The organism is Paraburkholderia phosphatilytica (assembly GCF_003443895.1).
Taxonomy (GTDB): domain Bacteria; phylum Pseudomonadota; class Gammaproteobacteria; order Burkholderiales; family Burkholderiaceae; genus Paraburkholderia; species Paraburkholderia phosphatilytica.
The window spans coordinates 1-21,903 of the sequence record NZ_QQOA01000065.1; the positions used below are offsets into that span (position 1 = coordinate 1).

General features: G+C 65.6%; 19 protein-coding genes. 11 read left to right on the forward strand and 8 right to left on the reverse strand.

What is annotated here, in order from left to right; genetic code table 11:
- From DVS29_RS34970 to DVS29_RS34985, 4 genes are all read left to right on the forward strand, one after another.
- On the forward strand, positions 1-666 hold a 666-nt coding region (locus tag DVS29_RS34970; protein WP_205962586.1), incomplete at its 5' end, for a hypothetical protein.
- 70 nt (positions 667-736) lie between these two features.
- Complete coding sequence (locus DVS29_RS34975) at positions 737-1,501, forward strand: hypothetical protein (protein ID WP_118185622.1); 765 nt, start codon at positions 737-739, stop codon at positions 1,499-1,501.
- Between the two features lie 346 nt (positions 1,502-1,847).
- On the forward strand, positions 1,848-2,489 hold the full coding sequence (locus DVS29_RS37535) for an enterotoxin A family protein (protein WP_164708066.1): 642 nt from the start codon (positions 1,848-1,850) through the stop codon (positions 2,487-2,489).
- A 211-nt stretch (positions 2,490-2,700) separates the two neighbouring features.
- Positions 2,701-3,684 carry a hypothetical protein gene (locus tag DVS29_RS34985; RefSeq protein ID WP_118185626.1) on the forward strand — a complete coding sequence of 328 codons (984 nt, stop codon included), beginning with the start codon at positions 2,701-2,703 and terminating at the stop codon, positions 3,682-3,684.
- Between the two features lie 74 nt (positions 3,685-3,758).
- Here DVS29_RS34985 and DVS29_RS34990 read toward each other — a convergent pair whose 3' ends face one another.
- Both DVS29_RS34990 and DVS29_RS34995 read right to left on the reverse strand, forming a co-directional pair.
- Entirely contained in the window at positions 3,759-5,096 is a 1,338-nt protein-coding gene (locus DVS29_RS34990; RefSeq protein WP_118185628.1) for a DUF2325 domain-containing protein, read from the reverse strand.
- Between the two features lie 15 nt (positions 5,097-5,111).
- Positions 5,112-5,636, reverse strand: a complete 525-nt coding sequence (locus DVS29_RS34995; protein WP_118185630.1) for a hypothetical protein — start codon at positions 5,634-5,636, stop codon at positions 5,112-5,114.
- A 255-nt stretch (positions 5,637-5,891) separates the two neighbouring features.
- On the opposite strand from DVS29_RS34995, the gene DVS29_RS35000 reads away from it, so the two are divergent.
- Positions 5,892-8,366 (forward strand): two-partner secretion domain-containing protein, encoded by a 2,475-nt coding sequence (locus DVS29_RS35000; RefSeq protein ID WP_118185631.1) that lies wholly within the window; start codon positions 5,892-5,894, stop codon positions 8,364-8,366.
- A 68-nt stretch (positions 8,367-8,434) separates the two neighbouring features.
- Here DVS29_RS35000 and DVS29_RS35005 read toward each other — a convergent pair whose 3' ends face one another.
- The 3 genes from DVS29_RS35005 to DVS29_RS35015 all read right to left on the reverse strand — a co-directional run bounded on the left by DVS29_RS35005 (position 8,435) and on the right by DVS29_RS35015 (position 10,533).
- Positions 8,435-8,905, reverse strand: a complete 471-nt coding sequence (locus DVS29_RS35005; RefSeq protein WP_118185634.1) for a GNAT family N-acetyltransferase — start codon at positions 8,903-8,905, stop codon at positions 8,435-8,437.
- A gap of 217 nt (positions 8,906-9,122) precedes the next feature.
- Positions 9,123-9,443 (reverse strand): DUF4148 domain-containing protein, encoded by a 321-nt coding sequence (locus DVS29_RS35010; protein ID WP_118185636.1) that lies wholly within the window; start codon positions 9,441-9,443, stop codon positions 9,123-9,125.
- A gap of 157 nt (positions 9,444-9,600) precedes the next feature.
- A complete protein-coding gene (locus DVS29_RS35015; protein WP_118185638.1) occupies positions 9,601-10,533 on the reverse strand; it encodes a LysR substrate-binding domain-containing protein in 933 nt (310 codons plus the stop codon).
- Between the two features lie 173 nt (positions 10,534-10,706).
- Between DVS29_RS35015 and DVS29_RS35020 the strand changes: the two genes are divergently transcribed.
- Both DVS29_RS35020 and DVS29_RS35025 read left to right on the forward strand, forming a co-directional pair.
- A complete protein-coding gene (locus DVS29_RS35020; RefSeq protein ID WP_118185640.1) occupies positions 10,707-11,531 on the forward strand; it encodes a transporter substrate-binding domain-containing protein in 825 nt (274 codons plus the stop codon).
- Positions 11,532-11,580: 49 nt separating this feature from the next.
- Positions 11,581-12,696 carry a succinylglutamate desuccinylase/aspartoacylase family protein gene (locus DVS29_RS35025; RefSeq protein WP_118185642.1) on the forward strand — a complete coding sequence of 372 codons (1,116 nt, stop codon included), beginning with the start codon at positions 11,581-11,583 and terminating at the stop codon, positions 12,694-12,696.
- 43 nt (positions 12,697-12,739) lie between these two features.
- Here DVS29_RS35025 and DVS29_RS35030 read toward each other — a convergent pair whose 3' ends face one another.
- The 3 genes from DVS29_RS35030 to DVS29_RS35040 all read right to left on the reverse strand — a co-directional run bounded on the left by DVS29_RS35030 (position 12,740) and on the right by DVS29_RS35040 (position 15,194).
- Positions 12,740-13,153 carry a DUF4148 domain-containing protein gene (locus DVS29_RS35030; protein ID WP_118185644.1) on the reverse strand — a complete coding sequence of 138 codons (414 nt, stop codon included), beginning with the start codon at positions 13,151-13,153 and terminating at the stop codon, positions 12,740-12,742.
- Positions 13,154-13,380: 227 nt separating this feature from the next.
- Positions 13,381-13,719 carry a helix-turn-helix domain-containing protein gene (locus DVS29_RS35035; RefSeq protein WP_118185646.1) on the reverse strand — a complete coding sequence of 113 codons (339 nt, stop codon included), beginning with the start codon at positions 13,717-13,719 and terminating at the stop codon, positions 13,381-13,383.
- Positions 13,716-15,194: an aminotransferase-like domain-containing protein gene (locus tag DVS29_RS35040; RefSeq protein ID WP_118185648.1), complete on the reverse strand. Its 1,479-nt coding sequence runs from the start codon at positions 15,192-15,194 to the stop codon at positions 13,716-13,718. The genes DVS29_RS35035 and DVS29_RS35040 overlap by 4 nt, the downstream gene beginning before the upstream one ends.
- Before the next feature lie 215 nt (positions 15,195-15,409).
- Between DVS29_RS35040 and DVS29_RS35045 the strand changes: the two genes are divergently transcribed.
- The 4 genes from DVS29_RS35045 (at position 15,410) to DVS29_RS35060 (ending at position 21,818) form a co-directional block, all read left to right on the forward strand.
- Positions 15,410-17,746 (forward strand): FdhF/YdeP family oxidoreductase, encoded by a 2,337-nt coding sequence (locus DVS29_RS35045; protein ID WP_118185650.1) that lies wholly within the window; start codon positions 15,410-15,412, stop codon positions 17,744-17,746.
- 107 nt (positions 17,747-17,853) lie between these two features.
- Positions 17,854-18,744 carry an extracellular solute-binding protein gene (locus DVS29_RS35050; RefSeq protein ID WP_118185652.1) on the forward strand — a complete coding sequence of 297 codons (891 nt, stop codon included), beginning with the start codon at positions 17,854-17,856 and terminating at the stop codon, positions 18,742-18,744.
- On the forward strand, positions 18,741-20,615 hold the full coding sequence (locus DVS29_RS35055; RefSeq protein WP_118185653.1) for an ABC transporter ATP-binding protein/permease: 1,875 nt from the start codon (positions 18,741-18,743) through the stop codon (positions 20,613-20,615). The genes DVS29_RS35050 and DVS29_RS35055 overlap by 4 nt, the downstream gene beginning before the upstream one ends.
- 78 nt (positions 20,616-20,693) lie before the next feature.
- Positions 20,694-21,818 (forward strand): 3-deoxy-7-phosphoheptulonate synthase, encoded by a 1,125-nt coding sequence (locus DVS29_RS35060; protein ID WP_118185655.1) that lies wholly within the window; start codon positions 20,694-20,696, stop codon positions 21,816-21,818.
- The last annotated feature ends 85 nt before the right edge of the window (positions 21,819-21,903 follow it).

The following is a 21,903-nucleotide window of genomic DNA, read 5'->3' on the forward strand; positions in this document are numbered from 1 at the left end:
CCCAAAATATGTCTCGACGGGCTTCCCGTTTCAAAAATCGCGAGCCGTATGCGCGGGATCACCGGCGGCGGGCTCATTGATCAGCGCTTCCCTAGGATGAGCCGGACAGTGGTCGACTCCTGCTACAGGTCGGCCACAACCTCGCGTTCCGAAGCATCGATCATGTCTGTCGCCAACCTGAATTACGACCCGGTCGCGCCCAGCGGCACGAACGGCCCGCATCCTGCCGACGATGCGTCAATCGACACGTCCGGCCGCGCGGACGACAACCCGGATCGAACGCCCGCCGCGTCCGCGTCGCCGGCCAGCCGCGCGGACACGGTGGGCACCGGTTCGCACGCTGCGCCTGCGCGGTCGGCCGCCGGCACGATCGGGCTGTACCGCGCCCACGAAGCTCGTCGCGCGAGCAATGCGGAAGACGCCACGGTGGATGATCGCAGCGACAGCGGCTCCCGCGACCCGTGCAGCGTCTGTTCGAGCAAGTGTCCCGACTTCCAGGGCTTCCGCCGCAACCGCGGCGGCGAATCCCTGAGCGAAGGTTCGCGCTCCTCGGTGCGGTTCGATCGGTACGACTACCGCGAAACCCGCGGAGCAACCGGCAAGGGGCATATGCGAAGGCCTGGTTCGCGAAGCCATCCGCCGTATCGACCGGGACGATTCAGATGACGCCCCGTCCCTCCTGGCGGCCGTCCGCCAGACGGTCGCGAACACGAACAACCGCGAAGCGTGCGCGGACATGTTCGAGCGCGTGAACCGTTTTCAGGACAACAGCGTCCCGGGCGGACTACCGTTCGCGGTCAGTCGGTTCAATGCGACGAAGATCCTGCGGCTCGACTCACCGGATCAAACGCGCGACGAGAAGATCAGCAGCATGGTCGCCGAACTCCACTACCGCCTGCAGCCCGGCGAGATGGCGATCATCCGGCTCGACCTGGTGTCGCCGCAGAATCCGACAGAACGCCGCGGCGGTCGTAGCCTCCTCGTCCAGCGAACCGCCGATGGCGGACTCACGCTTTTCGACCCTAACAACGGCGCGTTCGACTACGACAGCAAGCGGTCCGCCGGGCAATCGCTGTTCAATTATCTGGAATCCGCCTACACCAAAACCGCCTACCAGCTCGTGCCGGCCGAGCTGGAGATCTATTCGCGCAACCGCGGCCGGCAGCCAGGTCCCACGCCACCTCCACCGGTCCCTCCCGACTCGTGGAGTCTGGGGCCATCGCAACGCGACTTCGACTACGCGCTATACAACGGCAACGCCGCGAGCCGAAACCGCGTTTCGATGGACGCGCTCTTCCCCGATGGGGCGGGACATGCAGTCGTCGGCAACCCGGCCGAAACATTGGCGACCTACGCACTGTTCGACGCCGCCACGGGCAACTCGTCCAATCTGGCCGCGGCGACGGACAGGCTGACAAGCCAGCTAACCAACGGGCTGATGTTCCGACCGACCATCGCCGATCTGACTATCTGCACGAACAGTACCCGTCGGCATCCCTGACATCGTTGCACACGCACCTGCGGCACAGCGGCGCATCCGTTATCGGGAACGCGGACACCCTCGTGAACAATCTGAGAGCAAGCTTTGCCCTGCCGTACGTCGGCGATACCGCGTCGATCGCCTTCCAGAACGAATTTGCGGTGATCGACATGCAGGTCCGGGAACCGGTCGCCGGACCCTCCAGGCAGGAGCCGCACCGCACGTTGGTCATCCAGCAGCTCAATCGCTCCGACAACTACGAACACGATCAGTACCAGCTTACGAGCCGTACTTCGGCACGTTTCAGTATGCGGATTTCAACCGCCTGTCGAACGCCGTCCGCAACTTCTTCAACAACGCATACAGCGTGGACGGCGGCGTCACCGGCACCACGACCACGTGGTGCGCCAATACCGCGAGATGGACAGCGCATGGCCTCGCCACCGTGACAGCGAACGACCGCATCGAGTTGTCGCGGGCGGAAAACACCCCGCTCGGCGACGTGCTGCGAACGATCCAGGGCCACGCGAACCGGTCGTTCGTACCGGTTCGCGCGGCTTTGCCGACCGAGCCGTCCAGCGAAGCGCCCCCCGTCCTCAGCATCCGCGAATACCTGAAGAAGCGCTCGACCGACGACACCGGGACCTCCAATCCGCGCATCCTGTATCGTCCTTCCGCGATCACGCCGGCCGAACTCGAGCAACGCGGCGGTTTCAGCACCGAACAGGCGCTCCTCCGGGACGTGAATCTGTCCACCCATAACTTCGACGTCGCCAATCACAAAGGGCTGGCAGACAGCGCGGGTTTTCTCGTAACCTTCGCGGCCCCCGCCGCCGCGATCGATCGCATGAAGTATCCGCCGCAAGGCGACCGGTATCTCTATCTGGCAGCGCCGTCTCCGAATATGGTGGACGTCAATGGAAGCCTGGGATTGTTCGCCTCCGGGCGGGACAATCATGAGTTCGCCGCCATGGGGCGTATCGAATACACGCAGATTTACGACTGGTGACACATGCACGACCAGACGTTCGAATTCGTTCGAAATCCTTCGTATCGATGGGACGTGTACAACGCGTACCATAACAACCGGAGCGCGACCCCAGCTAGCCCGCTTTCCGGCCGACAGCAACGCGTGGCTCCATCCGGACTACCAGCGGTTCGCGCCTTCCCGGCTGGGCACGCATAACCAGACCGATCACGACCCCATCAAAACCGCGAACGTGGCGCAGATCGATTTCTATGTCGACGGCCTGTTGAAGACCCGTCAGGTGTCAGACCGGCAATCAGGCGGTCAGAACTACCGTGGGCTCATGAGCGTGCATCCGTACCAGCAGCCATCGTCATACGTACTGTATGCAACCGGAGACCACGAGGTGTACGTTGGTACCGCGCAATACGCGAAGAATGCGAGTGGAATCGTGCGCCGGTTTGTGATGGGCGACGACGGCCGCTTCCACCTTGAAAGCGGCTACCGGAAGACCATTTACATGCACTCGGACGGCTATCTCTATTACGGACAGGCGCCTTCCAATCCGCGAAGCCTGAATGGCGTCTTTCGTTACGACGGCACGCATCTGATCCATCTCGAAGACGGCAAATACATGTCGGTACCCAGATACGGATCCGCGCCGTATGTCGATGCCGGCGATCAGGGAAACCGTTCGACCTGGTACATGACCGATCCGAACGGCAAACTGGTCACGCCGCCCGCTTCCAATCGCAATGCCTACTGGAACGACAAGCTTGGCGATCGGGAAACGCTGTACGCATTCGACCAGGACGCGGATTCTGCGCTACCGCCGGGCACGACGCATTTCGTCACGAAAGTGCCCCACGGCGTGGTCGCGCGCTATCCCAATCCCGGCGATTCCCGCGCGAGCATCTTGGCGGATTACTTCGGATTCCCACAGACGTATGAAGGGATCGACAAGGTGATCGGATGGCTCGCGCGTGACCACGCCGCGTGGCTCTTCCGGGACGGCTACTACCTGTTCGCAACCAGTCCGGACAAGCTCGAAGTTCGCACGATCGGCGGCAAGCCGGTCTGGGAAGCGACGCTCGACCGGCAGCGCAAATGGCTGGTCACGACGAAGCCCGATCTCGTCAAGGAAACCTTCCGCATACTGGACAACGTCTGGCGAGACATTCTGGACCGCGAGGACCAAAGCGAGGGAGTGGAGGCGGGGCTGTTCAGGCACAGGTGACGACCCCGACCGAAACACGCTGCGTGGCGGGGTGCTTCGGTCGCGACCTGTAGCCGATACCGGGAAGTGAAAACTCAGCCGTGCCGCAGACACATCCCGCTCGCGGCGCGGCAACCTGCCGCTTCGGCCTCGAATTCGCTCCCTTTCCTGATCATCTCGACGAAGCTCGCCACGCTCGCCGTGCGCAGCGGATAGTACGCAACCTGATGCCGTTCGCACACGCGCTTGAGCGTGTTCATCGAGTCGTGATCGACGCAGTCCACCGGGAACACCACCATGTCCGCGCCCGGCACGAGCGCGGGCAGCATGCCCTTGCGGTCCTCGATGCCGCCGTCGTGCACGACGAGTTCGCCGCCCGACGCTTCGACTATCCGCGTGAGCGCCGCGTGCGAGCCGGGCCGTCCGCCGACGTAGACGATCCGCTTGCCTTCGACGCCATCGAGCCCGGTCGCCGCGTCCGCTACACCAGCACGCGCGAGCGCCCGCAGCACCGTACGCTCCATCGTGCTCGCTTCGTCGCGCATCGCGTCGAGCGTCGCGAGTGCGTCGTCGAGCTGAGCGCGCAGTGACGCCACCAGAGCCTGCTGCTGGCTCGCACGCTGCTCTGCCGCTTCGCGGCGCTGCGTCTGCAAAGCAAGGCGCCCGCACATTTCGCTCAACGCGTCGCGCAGCGCGGCGCGATCGTCGCTGGCATCGCGCTGGGCCTGCGCTTCGCGTTCCGCCTGCGCAACCGCCAGCTGCGCGGCGCCCGCCGCGCGTTCGCGCTCGGCGTCGTCACGCTGCGTGCCCAGGTCCTGCAGCCTCGACTGCTGTCGGTCGAGCTTCGCGTGCAGCCCGGCATTCTCCGCCTCGAGCGCGACGAGCCGGCGAATGTCGGCACGATTCGCGGCGCCCACCAGATGCGACAGCATGTGCACATCGCCGAACGCGAGTTGCCGCACGTCGAGCGTCGCGTACGGATGGGTCATCACGGCCCAGTACGCGGGCGGCACGTCGCCGCTCTGCAGCGCGTCCTTCCACGCGCGCACCAGCGCGTCCGGACTCTTCAGCGCGTTGAAGCGGCGAATCGCGCCGTCGTAGCGCGCGTCGAGCGCCTTGTGCAGCGCCTTCGCGCCGTCGCCGCCATCGGACGCGAGCTGCACTGCCGCGTGATGGATCTCGAGGTCGGTCGCGCGTTCGCGATCGATGCCGGCGAGCCGCGCGACGAGCTTGCGCAGCTCGCCGGTCGACAGACACGTACCGATCACCGAGCAATGGATGTGGGTATCGAGCTCGCCGAGCTTCGTGCGCTTCGGCGCCATCTGCACGGACGGCGGCGCGGCGGGCGAAGCAGGATCCGCCGCGCAGCACGCGTCGCGCAGCGGCCTCGCATCTTCGGCATGGCGGGCAAGGCGGAACGGCGGCGCTTCCATCGCATCCCCTCCGGTTCAGTTCAGCAGCGCGCGAGGCAGCGCTTCGGATGGCTCGCCCGCGCGCTGCGCGAGCACGTGGCTGACACACAGGCCGACGAAGGCCGCGTCCAGCCGGTCGAGCGCGGCGGCCGCGCGCCGCAGCTGCGTTTCGGTCGCATCGACGGGCGGCGCGAAGATCACGTCGCGATGCTGCTCGGCATGCCGCGCCTCGGCGATCACGCGCCGCAGCTGCGCGAGCCCGCCGAAGCTGGCGCGCATCGCGCGCGCTTCCAGCGTGGAGAGCAGCAGCGCGAACGGCATCGTGCGCGTGGCGGCGGCGTTATCCGGCTCGGGCAGCGCGGACTGGCCGATCGCGGACATCGACAGCATCGCGATGAAGCGGCACACGCTCTCGTTCAGCCGCCGATACGCATCGACGACGTCGCGGATCGACTCCGCGCGCCGTCTGTCCCGCGCCATCTTCAGAGGCGTGATCGTGCCGGCGAACGTGTGCTTCAGTTGCGTCAATTCGTCGGCGAACCAGTCCCGTGGCTTGCCCATGCTCCCTTCCCGGTTTCGGTTTGCGGCGCCGCCAGGGTCGTGCATCGACCGGCGGTGCTCACGCATCACGTAATATACACCGGAATATAACGATAGCGTGAAGACCCGTCCCGCTTTGCCGCAGTGCGGCAATTCAGAGCGGCCAACCGCACATTTCGTCTGTACAAACGCGTGTCGAATACGCTCCGCGAACGCCGCGTTCGCCGCCGCACTCGCGGCGGCAGACTGTCACGTGGCGCGCTTTCGGGAGTTCACATGTCCTTAGGTCATCGTGGCGTCACCAGCGCGCTCGGCATCCGCGCGCCCGTTCCATCGGTTTTTCAACCCGTTCACCCATTCGATGCTTCGCATCCGGCGACACGGCTTCGCACCCGCCGCCGGCTCGTCTGCGCGCTCTGGTTCGGCTCGGCGATCAGCCTTCCCGCGCTCGCCTCCCCGCCGCTGCCGCAGAACGGCCAGTTCGTCGACGGCACCGGCAGCATCGCGCGCAACGGCGCGAACCTCGACATCACGCAGTCCAGCAATCGCGGCATCATCGACTGGACCGGCTTCTCGATCGGCCCCGGCCGCACCGTGTCGTTCAGTAACGGCTCGGGCGCGACGCTCAACCGCGTCACCGGCAGCGCGATGTCGCAGCTGAACGGCCATCTGAACGCCACCGGCAGCGTGTATCTGATCAACCCGAACGGCGTGCTCGTCGGTCCGAGTGGCGTGATCAGCACGGGCGGACGCTTCGTCGCGTCCACGCTCGATGCCGACAACACCGTGTTCATGCAGGGAGGAGCGCTCACGCTGTCCGGCACCGCGCCCGGCACGGTGGTCAACCTCGGCCGCATCAGTTCGAGCGGCGGCGACGTATTCCTCGTGTCGAACCGCGCGGTCGCGAATCTCGGCACCATCGATGCGCCGACCGGCACCGCCGAGCTCGCCACCGGCAGCCAGGTGCTGCTGCAGGATTCGTCGACCGGCCAGCAGGTGTTCGTTCAAGCCGGCAACGGCGGCCAGACGCTGAATGCGGGCACCATCCGCGCCGCACAGATCGATCTGCAGGCCGCCGACGGCAACGTCTATGCACTCGCCGGCAATCACAGCGTGCTGCGCGCAACTGGCACCGCGACGCGCGATGGCCACGTATGGCTCGTCGCCGACGGCGGGACGGTCAACGCAAAAGGCGCGGCGATCGATGCGCACAACGCGGACGGCAGCGGCGGCACCGTCGACACGCAGGGCAATACGCTGAACGTGCAGAACGCGACGGTCACCGCCGGTCAGTGGAATCTCACCGCGCCGACATTCACGATCGATGCGCCGACCGCAGCGGGGTTGACGAACAGCCTGTCCGCGGGCACCTCGGTGGCGGTGAATACCACCGGCGCCAACGGCTCGACGGGCGACATCGGCGTGCAGTCGAATCTCAGGTGGAATGGCGCATCATCGCTGGCGTTGAACGCGTACCACTCGATCACCGTCGCACCGAACGTGACGATCGCGAACACGGGCGCAGGCAATCTCACGCTGCGCGCCGACGCGACTTCGCTCGACAACGGCGGCAGCGTGACGAACAACGGCACGCTCGACTGGTCCGCAAGCACTGGCATCGTGTCCGCGCTGTACGACATGAACGGCACCTACACGCCGGGCACCATCAATTCGAACGCGAACTGGAGCGCCGCGCCGTTCAGCGGACTCGTCACGCAGGTGACCGCGTACCAGCTCGTCAATTCGTTCGACGATCTCGCCGCGATCGACAACAACCTCGCGGGCAACTACGCGCTGGGCACGAATCTCGTCGCGCCGGCCGAGTATCCGTTCATCCCGATCGGCGGCGTGAACGGCACGCCGTTCACCGGCCAGTTCGACGGCATGGGGCACACGCTGGGCGGCATCAGCGAAGCCTGGCTGACGTCGACCGAAGTTTCGGTAAACGGACCAATCGGCCTGTTCGGCGTGATCGGCTCGACGGGCGTGGTGCGCAATCTTGGCGTGATCAACTCAGATGCAGCCGGCATCCAGCAGCCGACCGGCCTGCTCGCCGGCCAGAACGAAGGTCTGATCGTCAACAGCTACAGCAGCAACGGCAGCGCGGGCGAACAGTCGTACGCGGGCATCTCCGGCGGACTGGTCGGCCAGAACGACGGCACGATCGAGCGCTCGTGGAGCGGCGCGACCGTCGGCGGCTTCGGCTGGCTGGGCGGACTGGTCGGCACCAACAACGGTCTCATCCAGCAGTCGTATGCGACGGGAAGCGTAGGCAGCGACATTCATGGCCGTGCGGGCGGACTCGTCGGCACGAACGACACGACCGGGGTCATCAAGCAGTCCTATGCGACTGGCACGCTCGGCCAGGGACCGTTGTCAGGCACCCTCGGCGAAGGCGGTCTCGTCTATGCGAACGCCGGCACGATCGAAGAATCGTTCGATGCGGCCACGATGACGCAGCCCTATGTGCCGCCCGGCTTACCGCCGTCCACCTTCGCGTACGGCGGGATCGCGTCGTCGAACACGGGCACCATCGCGCCGGACGTCTTCTGGAACACCGACACGACGACGATGACGACGGGCGTCGCGACCGGTACGCCGGTGAGCGCATCGAACGGCTTGACCACCGCGCAGATGAGCGTCGCGTCGAGCTTCGGACCCACCTACGATTTCGGGCCGAACGGCGTGTGGGCGCTGCCGGCGGGCGCGACGCACCCGGTGTTGAGCTGGCAGTTGCAGCAGTCGCCTTGAGTTGGCGGTTGTATGTGCTGACCGCCCGCTCGGCGGAGAGGCAATGAGGGCGGCCGCGCGCACAGGTTCTAGCTGTCGAGCTGCTTCACCATCGGAATGCAGTCGAGCGCGAGGCCGCGCGGCGAGCGGTATTTCTCGACCTTGTCGCCGCTGAAGCCGCAGCGGCGATAGAACGGCGCCGCGTTGAGCGTCGCCTCGAGCGTCAGCGCGGCGAGGCCGTGGCGCCGCGCCATCGTCTCGACGAACTGCATCACGAACGCGCCGACGCCGCGCTTCATATGCGTCGGCCGCACGAAGATCGCGTCGACCTTGCCGGTTTCCACGGTCAGCATGCAGGTGGCGACCACTTCGTCGCCATCCACCGCGACCCAGAAGCTCTTCGCGACCGTATCGATCCAGTTCGCGCTCGGGCCGTTCGACGTCCACGCATTCAGCAGTTCGAGCGGATACATCGACACGCATTGCGCCAGCACCGCCTCCCGGCGGACATCCCAGGCCGCCTGGCCATCGTCGATCGTCGCTTTCCTGATCCTGATCATCGAACCCTCGCTTGCGCGCCTTCGCGATGTGGACTGGCGGCGTGTCTGTCGATAGCCGCATTATCGGCCACGCCGCGGTTCGCCTTGAGCCCGCGAAATGCGGACTGCCGCAACGCGAGAAAACATAATGCCCGCATCCGCAACGCGGATACGGGCATTATGTTTTCCGGTCTTACCGCCGAAACGCCGGCGGTATTCGAATCACGACGGCATCAATTTAATGCTTGCCGTACACGACAACCGGCGCCGAATACGACGACGCAGTGAACGAAGCGCGTGCGCCGCCTTGCGACGTACCGTCCGTCACGCCGCCTTCACCGCTGGTCTGAACGACGCCAGCCTGCGACTGAACGCGGCTTTCAGCGGTCTGAATGTCGGCCGGATAAGCGTTGCGGTCCTGCATATATCCAGCTTGTTGAACGCGAACCAGATCCGCGTTCACTTGAGCACGCGTGACAGCGTCATTCGATTGAGCAAATGCCGACAGCGGCGCGGCGATAACAGCGGCAATGGCAACAGCCTTGATAAGCGAGTTCATGATATTGAACCTCCATACATTGATTTCGGAATCTGCATCCGCTTGCGTCTGCAGCGTTGAAAGCAGTGTAGGAGTCGAGGCCGGCGCGATAAATATCTCACTCACGAATTCAGCGTTCCTGGAATACGCCTAATCCGATTTCCCAAAAAAAACGCAACTACGCGCGCCGCCGCGGCGCCCGCACCGTGCGCGCGTACGACGCGATCATCGTCGCGAACTCCTGCGCGGCCGGCGTCAGCGGCGCGCCGGCGCGATGCAGCAGGCACACGTCGGTGGCTTCGGCACGCTCGCGGATCGGCACGACCGCAAGCGCGCGGCCGAACAGCCGATGCTTCGTCACCACCGAAGGCTCGAGCGACAGGCAATCGGTTTCGATGATCAGGTGCAGCGTGTCGAACAGCGCTTCGGTCGTCGCGACGATGTGCGGCGGCGGCAAACCATGCGCGGCGAACAGGTCAACGAGCCGGTTGGTGGGCGGCGTGCCGGGCCGCTTCGGCGCGCGCGTCGCGATCCACTCGCAGCCAGCGAGTTCGCGCAGCCGCGTTGCGCCCGCCATCGGATGGCCGCGCCGGCATACGACCACCGGGTCCGACGGATAGAGCGGTGTCACCGAGAGATCGCTGGTGTCGGTCTGCTTCGACACGAGCGCAACCGCGAAATCGAGCGTGCCGTCGCGGATCCACGACATCATCAGGCGCGACGTGCCGCTCATCAGATGCACGGACACATCCTTGAAGCGCGCGCGAAACTGCATCAGCACCGGCGCGAGCGTATCGATCAATGGCTCGGTGGTGACGCCGAGCGTGACGACGCCGCCGAATTCGCCGCGCATCTGCGCCATCTCGCGTTCAGTGCGTTCGCATTCGCCGAGGATCGCGCCCGCCCGCAACAACAGCCGTTCGCCCGCGGGTGTGAGCGCAATGCCGCGATTCGTACGGCTGAAAAGCGCGCCCCCCAACCCCGCTTCGAGGCTCTGCAGCTGCTGCGTGATGCCGCTTTGCGCGACGTCGAGCGCGCGCGACGCCGCGCGGATGCTGCCGTGCTCGGCCACCGCGACGAACGCGCGCAACTGCGAGAGCGTCAATGACATGAGTTGGGGCCTGTGAACGCGTGATCGGAAAAAGTGAACATGATAGCCGCATGAGCACTTCGACTGCGCTTTATGCCGCTCTACCATTGGCGCTGGCTCGGTTGTCATCCGCGGCTGTAAAAGAACCATCACCACGAACCCACGCGCTCCTGCACAACGAAGGTAGGTCTCGCATGAATCTTCCGCTGTTACCGCGCCGCCGTGCGCTCGCCGCCCTGCTCGCCGCACTGCCCATCGCAGCGGCCAGCACGCTTGGCTTCGCCGCCGCATCCGGCACCGCGTTCGCCGATACGGTGCCCGCCGTGCTGCGCCTTGGCATCGATCCGACCTACCCACCGATGGATGCGAAAGCGCCCGATGGCAGCCTGAAGGGCTTCGACGTCGATCTCGGCAACGAGATCTGCCGCCGCATCCACGCGAAGTGCCAGTGGGTCGAGATGGAGTTCTCCGGCGTGATCCCGGCGCTGCAGGCGCGCAAGATCGACGGCATCATGTCGTCGATGGCGATCACCGAGAAGCGCATGCAGGTGATCGCATTCTCGTCGAAGCTGTTCCAGTTCAAGTCGCGGCTGGTCGCGCGGCAGGACTCGCCGCTCGCGAAAGACGTGAACGCGATGAACGGCAAACGCATCGGCGTGCAGTCCGGCACGCAGTTCGAGGGCTACGCGAACACGCACTGGGCGCCGGAAGGCGCGCAGATCGTCGAGTACAAGAGCCAGGACCAGGTATTCGAAGACCTCGTCACCGGACGTCTGGACGGCGCGCTGCTCGGGACCGTCGAAGCCGATTTCGGGTTCCTGCGCACGCCGCAGGGCAAGGGCTTCGCATTCGTGGGCGGTCCGCTTTCGATGGGCGATCACGGCACCGGCATCGGCCTGCGTAAGGACGACACCGCGCTGAAGAGCGCGATCGACGCCGCGATCGCATCGATGCGGCAGGACGGCACGTACGAGCGCATCGCGCACCGCTACTTCGACTTCGATCCGTACGGCGACTGAGCCGCGCATCAGGCATCCACATACGCACAACCCGCATCACAAGAGAACCATGCAGCAACGCACGCACACCCTCCTCTCCCCCGCGATCGGCACGCGCCGCGAGCTCGTCAGCTTCCACTTCGGCCCGCCGGGCCGCGGCGAGAAGATCTACATCCAGTCGTCGCTGCATGCCGACGAAACACCGGCCATGCTCACCAACGTGCTGCTGCGCCGGCGCCTCGCCGAACTCGAAGCGCAAGACATGATTGCCGCCGAGATCGTGCTCGTGCCGGTCGCGAACCCGGTGGGCCTCGCGCAGAACGTGCTCGGCCAGTTCGTCGGCCGCTTCGAGCTGACGAGCGGCAAGAACTTCAACCGTCACTTCCTCGACCTGACGAAGCTCGTGGCCAACGCGCGCGAATCGCTCGGCAGCGACGCGCAGCGCAACATGCGGATCCTCCGCGACGCGCTACGCACCGCGCTCGCCGCGCACAAGCCGCTCACCGAGTACGAGTCGTTGCAGCTCGAACTGCTGAAGCTGTCGTTCGATGCCGACGTGCTGATCGATCTGCACTGCTCGCTCGAAGCCGCGATGCATCTGTACACGAGCGAAGCGGCATGGGAACAGTTCGAGCCGCTCGCGCGCTATCTGGGTTCGGAAGCGTCGCTGCTGGCCACGAACTCCGGCGGCGCCGCGTTCGACGAAGCGCACAGCCTCTTCTGGTGGACGCTGCAGCAGCAGGCGCCGGCGGATAAGCCCATTGCGACCGGCACGATCGCGACGACCATCGAATGCCGCGGCCAGCGCGATGTGACGTACGACATCGCGCAGCACGACGCCGATGCGATCGTCGAATTCCTGCGCTCGCGCGGCGCGCTGCGCGGCGAAGCGAAACCGCTGCCGCCGCTGCCGTACCCGGCCACGCCGCTCGCGGGCAGCGAGCAGTTCTACGCGCCGGTGAGCGGCATCCTCGTGCATCGCGCGAAGATCGGCGACCGCATTCGCGCGGGCGATCCGCTGTTCGACATCGTCGATCCGCTCACGGACGAAACCACCACGCTGCACAGTCACACCGACGGCGTGCTCTACATGCGCCGCGCGATCCGCTTCGTGACGGCCGGCGCGCCGCTTGGCCGCGTGACGGGCACGAAGCCGATCCGCAGCGGCGTGCTGCTGGGCGCGTAACGCACGCGGCACCACTGCACTGCAGCGCGCCTGCCCGGCCTCATCAGCTACCCGAAAAGATGTTGCAGAAGCTTTGCGGGCCGACGCATGCGGGCGCGCCGGTATTCATCGCACCGGCGCGCATGCCGCTCATGGTCGAGCCTTGCGGGTCCATGCCCTTGCCGCTATCCGTCGTACCCGCGGCGGCATCGGTCGCGGTGTGGTTTGCATCCTCGGCCATGCCGCTCGCGGCATGCGCGGCCTTCATCCGCGCAACCTGCTGCGCGAAAATCGGGCTCACGTCGGGATACGACGCATCGGTCACGTACTGCAGGCCGTTCTGTTCCGCTTCGATCAGTTCCTGGCGCACCTGCGCGCGGGTTTTCTCCTGCGCGTAGGCGTTCGTGAACAACCCCGTCGAAGCGAGCGCGAAGAACGAAGTGGCGACAGACGTAGCGACGATGGCGAGCTTCTTCATGATGGACTCCTGTGCAGTGTAGGTTCGGTCGAGTGCGCTGCTTGCGCATTCATGATGGAGAACCGCTCGACGCGAAGATCTATTCCTGCCGGCAGGGCCGATTTATTTCTGTGCTCGCGCGGGATCGAGCGGGAATAAAAAACGCTCGACCTGCGTTTGTCGTCGTATAGCACTATGACGAAACTGCGCGTGCAGTGTATGGAGCACACGACTTGTCATTCGTCACATCAAGCCTTGTCGCCGAACGCATCGCCGAAGAACGCCTCGCACACCTCGCGGCCGTCGTCGCTCAGCGTCACCGTCTCGCGGCCGTCCGCGTCGCGCGTCACCTGCACCAGCTGCTCTTCTTCCAGCTGCGACAACGCGCGCCGCAGCGTGCTCATCGGCAGCAGCGAGCGCTTCGACAGCTTTGCGAGCGACCAGTCCCGCTCGCGCTCGTCGTGCTCGGCTTCCCATAGCTGCTGCAGCAGGCGGATGAACATCGGCTCGATGCCATCCTCGGGTGCGGGCTCGGGCGGCAGCGCACCGTCGGGCAGGCCGTCGTCTTCGTTGTCGTTATCGGTCATCGGGAACTCCGTCGAGGTTCGGCTTCGCGCAGGCATGCGGCCGCGAGTTGCGCCACCGTGGTCAGCGCCTGTTCGATCTCGGGCGACCACGCGTAGCTGTAGTTGAGGCGAATGAAGTTGCGGTAAGCGGGTGTGGCCGAAAACATCAGACCTGGGCCAATCGTGATGCCGTGTTCGAGCGCGCGCTGATACAGCACCATCGAATCGATCGGTGCGGGCAGTTCCACCCACAGCACGTAACCGCCCGCCGGCGTCGACGTGCGCGTGCCCTCGGGAAAGAAACGCTGCACGAACGCCGCCATCATTTTCGCGCGCTGCGCGAAGGCCTTGCGGATGCGCCGCAAGTGATGCTCGTAACCGTCGTGCTTCAGGTACTCGGTCACCGCGAGCTGCGCGATGGCGGGCGTGGTCAGCGTATTCAGGAACTTGAGCTTCTCGACCTGCTCGCGATAGCGGCCGGGCATGGCCCAGCCAATGCGATACGCGGACATCAGGCTCTTCGAAAACGACGCGCAGTGCAACACCAGCCCCTTCGTGTCGTACGATTTCAGCGAGCCGGGATGCGCGTCGCCGTAATACAGCTCGTGATAGACGTCGTTCTCGATGACGGGCACGTCGTGCTGCGTAACGAGCCGCACCAGCTCGCGCTTGTTCGCATCGGGCATCTGGAAACCGAGCGGATTCTGGAAGTTCGGCATCACCATGCACGCGGCGATGCGGCGCTTGCCGAGAATCTGCGCGAGCGCGGCGAGGTCGATGCCATCGCGCGGATGCGTCGCGACCTCGATCGCACGCATGCCCATCCGTTCGATCGCGTGCAGCATCGCATAGAACGTCGGCGATTCCACCGCGATCGTGTCGCCCGGCTTCGCGACCGCCTGCAGACACAGGTTGATCGCCTCCGTCGCACCGACGGTGACGACGATCTCGTTCGGATCGATCGTCACGCCGTTCTCCTGATAGCGCCGCGCGACCTGGCGGATCAGCTCCGGATGGCCGGGCGGAAGCTCGTCGGTCACACCCCAGCGCGTCTTGCGGCGCGCGATTTCGTACGTGTAGCGGTTGATCTTGCCGGTCGGATAGAGTGTCGGGTCCGGATACGGCGAGCCCAGCGGCACGGCCGCGTCGCCGCCGATCGAGCGCAGCGTGGACAGCACGAGGCGGCTCACGTCGACCTGCGCCGACACGGCGATCGGCTTCGACGGACGCAGTTCGATCGCGCTGGGTTCCACTGCGCCTTTATCGCCGCCGCCCGCCGAGCCCGCAGAACCCGCACGCACGAAATACCCCGACTGCGGCCGGCTCTGGATCAACCCGCGGCTTTCCAGCAGCAGGTACGCGCGGATTACCGTCGTGATGCTGAGACGGTGATGCTGGCTCGTCTGCCGCACCGACGGAATGCGCTCGCCCGCGCGGAACACGCCACGCCGGATCTGCTGTTCGAGATCGCCCGCCAGTTTTTCGTAGAGTTTCAAACCCGTGGATTCCGTGTCTCAACCTGCGGTTCTACGTCCTTGGCCCGGGAATCGACCAAGTACAGTTTCCGAGCAAATCACCATTTCTGGGAATCGCACGCCCAACTGTACTCTTTTTTTGCAGTGCAAGGTGTACGCCTTGCGCGAAGCGGATCGCCGCTACCCTTGGTCCATCGGCTACCAGAAGGCCGGATCCGCACTGCCGCACGCACATCATGGACCACGACACGAACACGCCCGCGCCGCAAGGCCGCATCGAACCGTACAAGAAACCCGCTGCCGGCTGGGGCGCGCTGAAGTATGTCGCGCTGAACCTGCTGAAGGAACGCGTGTCGGGCAAGAACTACGGGCTGCTGCTGAAGCAGAACCAGCCGGACGGCTTCGATTGCCCCGGCTGCGCGTGGCCGGATCGCCAGCATGCATCCACGTTCGAGTTCTGCGAGAACGGCGTGAAGGCCGTCGCCGCGGAAGCGACCACCAAGCGTGTGACACGGGAATTTTTCGCCGAACATACGATCGATGCGCTGATGAAGCAGTCGGACTACGAGCTCGAACAGCACGGGCGGCTCACGGACCCGATGGCCTACGACGCGCTATCCGACCGCTACGTGCCGATCTCGTGGGACGACGCATTCGAGCTGATCGCGAAGCACCTGAATGCGCTCGACAACCCCAACGAAGCCGCGTTCTACACGTCGGGCCGCGCGAGCAACGAAGCCGCGTTCCTGTACCAGCTGTTCGTGCGGATGTTCGGCACCAACAACTTCCCCGACTGCTCGAACATGTGCCACGAAGCGACGAGTCGCGGCCTGCCGGTGACGGTCGGCATCGGCAAGGGCACGGTGCTGCTCGACGATTTCGAACACGCCGACACGATCCTGATCTTCGGCCAGAATCCTGCGACCAACCATCCGCGCATGCTCGGCGAACTGCGCGAATGCGCGAAGCGCGGCGCGACCATCGTGTCGATCAACCCGCTGAAGGAGCGTGGCCTCGAACGCTTCGCGAGCCCGCAGCATCCGGTCGAAATGCTGACCATGTCGAGCACGAAGATCGCGTCCACCTTCATCCGCCCGACGGTAGGCGGCGACTTCGCGCTGATCAAGGGCGTCGCGAAACGCACGCTCGAACTCGACGATGAAGCGCTCGAACACGGCACCGAACGCGTGCTCGACATCGCGTTCATCGCCGAGCACACGCACGGCTTCGATGCATTCGCGGCCGATCTGCGCGCGCAGGACTGGGCGGAACTCGTCGCCGAATCCGGCGTGCCGCGCGAGGACATCGAGGAACTCGCGCGCATCTACGTGAACGGCAAACGCGTGATCTCGACCTGGGGCATGGGCCTCACGCAGCACAAGAATTCGGTCGCGACGATTCACATGCTGTCGAACCTGATGATGATGCGCGGCAATATCGGCCGCGAAGGCGCGGGCCTGTGCCCGGTGCGCGGCCATTCGAACGTGCAGGGCAACCGCACCGTCGGCATCGAGGAAAAGCCCAGTGACGCGTTTCTCGACCGGCTCGGCCAGGCGTTCAGTTTCACGCCGCCGCGCGAGCATGGCTACGACGTCGTCGAGACGATCGAGGCGATGCTGGAAGGCCACGTGAAGGTGCTGATCGGCCTTGGCGGCAACTTCTCGATCGCGACGCCGGACACGCCGCGCACGTGGGACGCGCTGCGCTCGTGCAACCTGACCGTGCACGTGACGACCAAGCTGAACCGCAGCCATCTCGTGCACGGCAAGGACGCGCTGATCCTGCCGACGCTCGGCCGCACCGAGATCGACATCCAGGGCGGCTACTCGCAGGGCGTGACCGTCGAAGACTCGATGAGCATGGTGCACATGTCGTACGGAATGAACGTTCCGGCGTCGAAGAACCTGATGTCGGAGACGATGATCGTCGCGCGCATCGCGCATGCGACGCTCGGCAGCGCGAAGGCCGACTGGCTCGGCATGGCGAACGACTACGCGAAGGTGCGCGACGCGATCGAGCGGTCGATAGACGGCTTCGACAACTACAACGAGCGCGTCGCGAGACCGGGCGGTTTTCATCTGCGCGTCGCATCGCGCGAACGCGACTGGAAGACCACGACCGGCAAGGCGAACTTCATCGTCCATCAGATCGAGCACGACACGCCGATCCGACGCGCCCGCGCGCAGCATAGCGAGCGCCTGATGACGCTGATGACCACTCGCTCGCACGACCAGTACAACACCACGATCTACGCGCTCGACGACCGCTATCGCGGCGTGTACGGCCAGCGCCGTGTGGTGTTCGCGCACGCCGCAGACATCGCGATGCTCGGCTTCAAGCCCGGCGACTGGGTGGACATGACGACCGTGTGGGACGACGGCATCGAGCGGCGCGCGGACGCGTTCATGCTGGTGGAGTACGACATTCCGCGCGGCTGCATCGGTGCATACTACCCGGAGACCAACCCGCTCGTGCCGCTGGACAGCACCGCGGACGTCTGCAATACGCCGACCTCGAAGTCGATTCCGGTGCTCCTGCATCGATCCGCGCCGCCGATTGCCGTGGCGGCTTGAGCACCTGCGCACGCGGCCGAATCTCCGCTATAAAGACCAACATGCATGCGATTTCAGCGGCGGCAGCGTAATATAGCGCCGTTCATAACGAAACGGGGACCTCTCTGATGATCCGCAAGCTGCTTCTCGCCGTTGGCGTCACGCTTGGCGTGGCCGCCGCCACACTCAGCGCGCCGGTATTCGCCGCCGACAACGACACCGTGAACGTGCTGTACGCCGGCTCGCTCGTCAACCTGATGGAACGCAGCGTCGGTCCTGCGTTCGAGAAGGCGACCGGCCTGCACTTCCAAGGCTATGCGGCCGGTTCGAACAAGATCGCCAACGAGATCAAGGGCAAGCTGCGGCGCGGCGACGTGTTCATCAGCGCGAGCCCGAAGGTCAACGACTCGCTGACGGGCGAAGCAAACGGCAATCACGCGAGCTGGTACGTGAACTTCGCCGAATCGCCGCTGATGATCGGCTACAACCCGCAAAGCCGTTTCGCGGCGGACTTCAAGAAGAAGCGCTGGGACGAGGTGCTGCAGGAGCCGGGCATCCGCATCGGCCGCACGGATCCGAAGCTCGATCCGAAGGGCGCGTTCACGGTGGAGATGATGACGAAGGCCGCCGATCTCTATCACGAGCCGGACCTCGTGCAGAAGGTACTCGGCGCGCCGGACAACCCCGAACAGGTGCTGCCGGAAGAGACGCTGGTCGGCCGGCTGCAGTCGGGCCAGCTCGACGCGGGCTTCTTCTACTCTACCGAAACGTCGGACCTGAAGATTCCCGCGCTACGCCCCGCGCCTGAGCTGCACGCGCAGGCCAACTACACGCTGACCATCCTCAACGACGCGCCGAACGCGAGCGGCGCGAGCCGCTTCGTCACGTTCCTGTTGAGCAACGAAGGCCGCGCGCTGCTGAAGCAGCATGGCGTCGACGTCGTGAAGCCGGTCGTCAAGGGCAACGGGCTCGCCATCGCGCCGGCCGTGCAGGCCGTCATCGACGCCGCGCAGCAATGAAGACGCTGGCCACGCGGCCGCTCGCGTGGCTAGCGGTTCTGCTCGCGGTTTATCTGTGCGCGCCGTTCGCCGCGAGCATTCCGCAGATCGGCGCGGCCGACTGGGCGAGCGTCGACTGGCATCAGACGTGGTCCGCAGTGGGTGTGTCGGCGGCGAGCGCGAGCGTCGCGTCGCTGTTCGTGCTGCTGGGCGGCGTGCCGCTCGGCTATTTTCTGGCGCGCTCGTCGTCGCGAAAGATGGCGCTGCTCGGCTTCGTCGTGCAGTTGCCGCTCGCGTTGCCGCCGCTCACCAGCGGCGTGCTGCTGCTGTTTCTGGTCGGTCCGTATAGCCCCGTGGGCCGCGTGTTCGGCGGGATGCTGACGGACACGTTCGCCGGCATCGTGCTCGCCGAGATTTTCGTGTCGGCGCCCTTCCTGATCATCGCCGCGCGCTCCGCGTTCGCGGCCGTCGACCCCGTCTACGAAGATGTGGCCGCCACACTCGGCCATCGCGCCGGCAGCCGCTTTCTGCGCGTGATGCTGCCTATCGCGTGGCCCGCGATCCGCGCCGGGCTCGCACTTTCCTGGCTGCGTGCATTCGGCGAATTCGGCGCGACCGTGATGGTCGCGTATCACCCGTATTCGCTGCCCGTGTACACGTACGTGGTGTTCGGCAGCCAGGGCTTGCCCGCGATGATGCCGCTGCTCCTGCCCACGCTCGCGATCGCCGTGCTGTGCGCGGCGCTGTCGATCTATAGCCGCAACGGCCGCGCATCGCTCTCCGCGCTGAACCTCGCCGCATCCTCCACCGACGACGCCGCCGCCGTCGTGCCGACGCCCCACCCGCCGCTGCCCGACGCGCGGCTCGCATTCCAGTTCGAGCGTACGGTCGGCGCGTTTCAGCTCGACGTGCAGTGGACGCCGCATGCGCGCCGCCTCGCGATCATCGGGCCGTCGGGCTCCGGTAAATCGATGACGCTGCGGCTGATCGCGGGGCTCGAGCGCGATCACAGCGGCCACCTGCGGCTCGGCGACACCGATCTCGGCGCGCTGCCGCCGGAGCGCCGACGCATCGGCTACATGCCGCAGGACTACGGGCTCTTTCCGCACATGACGGTCGCGCAGCAGCTCGCGTTTCCGGTCGCCGCCGATGCGACAGGCGCGCGCTACTGGGTCGAACACCTCGGCCTCGGCGCGCTCACGCAGCATCTGCCGTCGCAGCTGTCGTTCGGTCAGCGGCAGCGTGTAGCGCTCGCGCGCGCGCTCACGCAGCACAGCCAGCTGCTGCTGTTCGACGAGCCGTTTTCCGCGCTCGATACGCCGCGCCGGCGCCGCCTGCAGGCTTCGCTGCGCGAACTGCAGCGCGAGATCGACGCGGTGACGATCATCGTCACGCACGATCCCGACGAAGCCGCGCTGCTCGCCGACGAGATCCTCGTGCTCGAACATGGCCGCGTGCTGCAGGCAGGTCTCGCCACCGAACTGTTCGCGCGGCCAGCGAGCGTGCGCGTCGCGGAACTGCTCGGGCTGCCGAACGTCGGCGCCGGTATCGTGCTGGACGATGGACGCATCGATACCGAAGCCGGGCTCGTGCTGCATGCCGACACGCGCGCTTTCGCGACCGGCGCGCGCGTGATGTGGCAAATCGCGGCTGCGGGGGTTGGCGTTGCTGCGAACGGCGCCGCGTGTGGCACAGCGTGTGGGAACTACGCCGGCAGCGTCGAGGCGATCCAGTTGCGGCGTGGGGATCGCTATGCGACGGTGCGGATCGGCGGCGTGAGTCTCGACGTTCGTGCCGATCGTCACACGTTCGACGCAACCGCGCAGCGCTTCGAGATCGCCGCTGACGCGGTGTCGGTCTGGGCTGCTTCTGCGCTAACGGTAGAGGCCTGACGACCTGCTCGGCAGTGCGCTGCGCAAGCGGTGCGATAATGATGAGTTGCCTTGCCAGGCCCCTTGCTGGAGACCCTCTTGAACCGCATCGACAATCCCTCGCGTGACCAGGAAGTCGGCATTGCCGACTCGACGCAGGACACCACCCGCATCGACGACACGCGCATCGGCGCCGTGCGCCCGCTGATTTCGCCCGCGCTGCTGATCGACGAGCTGCCGGTCACCGCCGGCATCCAGGCGCTCGTCGAGAAGAGCCGCGCCGCGATCGCGAACGTGCTGCATCAGCGCGACGACCGGCTCGTGATCGTCGTCGGCCCGTGCTCGATTCACGATCACGCCCAGGCGATCGAATACGCGAAGTTGCTGAAGACCGCAGCCGAAGCACTCGCCGACGATCTGCTGATCGTGATGCGCGTGTACTTCGAAAAGCCGCGCACCACTGTGGGCTGGAAGGGCTACATCAACGACCCGCGCCTTGACGGCAGCTTCCGCATCAACGAGGGACTGCGCCGCGCGCGCGAACTGCTGCTCGAAATCAGCGAGCTCGGCCTGCCGATCGCCACCGAATTCCTCGACCTGCTCAGCCCGCAGTACATCGCCGATCTGATTTCGTGGGGCGCGATTGGCGCGCGCACGACGGAGAGCCAGAGCCATCGGCAGCTCGCGTCGGGGCTGTCGTGCCCGATCGGCTTCAAGAACGGCACCGACGGCGGCGTGCAGGTGGCGGCGGACGCGATCGTCGCCGCGCGCGCGAGCCATGCGTTCATGGGCATGACGAAGATGGGCATGGCCGCGATCTTCGAAACGCGCGGCAATGACGATGCGCATGTGATTCTGCGTGGCGGCAAGAAAGGACCGAACTACGATGCGGCTTCCGTCGAGGCGACGTGTGCGACGCTCAAGACGCTTGGATTGCGCGAGCAGGTGATGGTGGATTGCTCGCATGCGAATTCGAACAAGTCGCATCTGCGGCAGATCGAAGTGGCTGAGGATCTTGGTCGGCAACTGGCTGGTGGTGAGCAACGCATCATGGGGGTGATGATCGAGAGCCATCTCGAAGAAGGTCGGCAGGATCAGAAGCCCGGCGTGCCGCTCAAGCATGGGGTTTCGATTACCGATGCCTGCCTGGCGTGGGGGCAGACGGAGCCGGTGCTTAGGGGGTTGGCGGAGGCGGTAAGGGCTCGGCGGGCGCGGTGGGGGTGATCGATGCCGTCAGGCATCGGTTATGCGGCTCGCCTCTATTCCGGACAATGGCCCACAGGCGATCTGTGGCCCGCCCAATCCAGAA